At 46.5% G+C, this 226-nt stretch carries 1 pseudogene; it reads left to right on the top strand.

The features are described from left to right. Positions 1–226, top strand: a pseudogene (locus tag HHH54_RS11200) (hypothetical protein); the annotation flags it as partial.

The raw sequence follows: 226 nt of genomic DNA, 5'->3' as shown, positions 1-226 counted from the left end.
CACAAGAAACACCATCAACAGAAGAAGCGACTACAGAGCAAGCGACACAAGAAGCACCATCAACAGAAGAAGCAACTACAGAGCAAGCGACACAAGAAACACCATCAACAGAAGAAGCGACTACAGAACAAGCGACACAAGAAACACCATCAACAGAAGAAGCGACTACAGAGCAAGCGACACAAGAAGCACCATCAACAGAAGAAGCAACTACAGAGCAAGCGAC

It is taken from the genome of Staphylococcus canis, from assembly GCF_016238445.1.
In the GTDB taxonomy this organism is placed as follows: domain Bacteria; phylum Bacillota; class Bacilli; order Staphylococcales; family Staphylococcaceae; genus Staphylococcus; species Staphylococcus canis.
Note: the sequence above shows the minus strand (reverse complement) of the source record. Positions and strands in the feature narration are given on the sequence as shown.